The organism is Roseinatronobacter bogoriensis DSM 18756 (assembly GCF_004366635.1).
GTDB classification, from domain to species: Bacteria; Pseudomonadota; Alphaproteobacteria; order Rhodobacterales; family Rhodobacteraceae; genus Roseinatronobacter; species Roseinatronobacter bogoriensis.
The window spans coordinates 1-1315 of the sequence record NZ_SORN01000024.1; the positions used below are offsets into that span (position 1 = coordinate 1).

Consider the following 1315-nt stretch of genomic DNA (forward strand, 5'->3'; position numbering starts at 1 on the left):
ATCGCCCAGCGCCAGTTCCGCCTCGAGACGCTGGAAACCCGCAACCGGGATCGTCTCGATTTCCATGATGTGGCGGTCTGGGCCCTGCGCGCCGCGCTGGAGGAAGCCTTCGAGGCCGGACGCCGCGCGGGTCCCGCCAACACAAACTCTGAGCGGCCAGCATCATGACCGCCATAACCACCATCCGGATCGATCATTCGGCACTGCCGGATCCGCTGAACCTGAAAGCCCCGGACGCCGCCGCCCGCATGATCGCGGCCGCGCTGCGCGACGAGGGGATAGAGGCGGAAGCCTCAGCCGTCGCCACGCAGATCAGGATCGAACTGCCGACCACCCAGCTCGCTGCTGCCAGCACTATGCTGGCCAGTCTGCAGCTGATTTGAGGGCGCGAACATGAGCACCCGCGCGCAAATCGCCATCCAGACCGGGCCCGAGGAATGGGCGCACACCTATGTGCATTACGACGGCTACCCTTCGCACATGCTCCCCGCGCTGGCCCCTTGGACGCCCGAGGACATTCTCGCCGCCCGCGAAATCCGGCAGGTCCGTGCCGATGAAATCGAAGCCTTCGACAATCCCCGCGACCCGATCCTCCTGCCGCGCCCGACGCGCCAGTTCTGCCATCTCTATCTCTGGCTTGGCGGCGTGTGGGTCGAGCTCAATCCTGATGCCGAATGATCCTCCAAACCCGAAAGGTGCCTACCATGCCTGATCTGTCCCTGAATTGCCTCTCCGAAGGCGAAACCCTCGACGATGTTATTCGCCGCAACTGCGCCATCGGTTTCGATCTGCGCTTCTGCCGCAGTGTGGCGATCAGCCCCGAAAACCGCGACACCGAAACCTGTGATCCGTCTGAGGCGGAATTCGCCACGCTCTATGCCCTGACCGATCTGGGCGAGGCCATCGCGATCCACGATGCGGACCTGACCAGCGCCGGGGCGGACGAGGTCGCCGCTGTCGCCCGCGCGCTCTTTGTCGCGCTCGTCAATGCGCGCCGCGATCCGCCCGATGCCGCCCAGCGCCATGAGGCGGAACAGGCCGCGCTGATCGATCCGGACCGGATTTCCTGATCCAGCGCGGTGCGATTAGAAAGCACTGATATTGCTCAGATTTGCCTACGATAATCGGGGCGCTCGAGCGAATGTCATCGCACGAAAACGATGCAACTCACCCTAAGGAGCCCCGCCATGACCACGCCCGCCATCCTGCCCAGCCGCAACCCCGACCACGGGTTCTTCGGCACCCTGACGACTTGCCCCGAGCGCGACCGGCGCAGCGTGGAGGTCTGGGTGCTGGCCGCGACCCTGATCGCCAA

The 1315-nt window shown here is 64.9% G+C and carries 4 protein-coding genes; all 4 read left to right on the plus strand.

The features are described from left to right. From EV660_RS19160 to EV660_RS18505, 4 genes are read left to right on the plus strand one after another with little or no spacing between them, the layout of a single operon-like run. Complete coding sequence (locus EV660_RS19160) at positions 1–168, plus strand: DUF6900 domain-containing protein (RefSeq protein WP_375781732.1); 168 nt, start codon at positions 1–3, stop codon at positions 166–168. Next, on the plus strand, positions 165–383 hold the full coding sequence (locus EV660_RS18495; RefSeq protein WP_071479591.1) for a hypothetical protein: 219 nt from the start codon (positions 165–167) through the stop codon (positions 381–383). The genes EV660_RS19160 and EV660_RS18495 overlap by 4 nt, the downstream gene beginning before the upstream one ends. Positions 384–393: 10 nt before the next feature. After that, on the plus strand, positions 394–678 hold the full coding sequence (locus tag EV660_RS18500) for a hypothetical protein (protein WP_071479592.1): 285 nt from the start codon (positions 394–396) through the stop codon (positions 676–678). Between the two features lie 26 nt (positions 679–704). After that, positions 705–1070 (plus strand): hypothetical protein, encoded by a 366-nt coding sequence (locus EV660_RS18505; protein WP_071479593.1) that lies wholly within the window; start codon positions 705–707, stop codon positions 1068–1070. Positions 1071–1315: the final 245 nt, after the last annotated feature.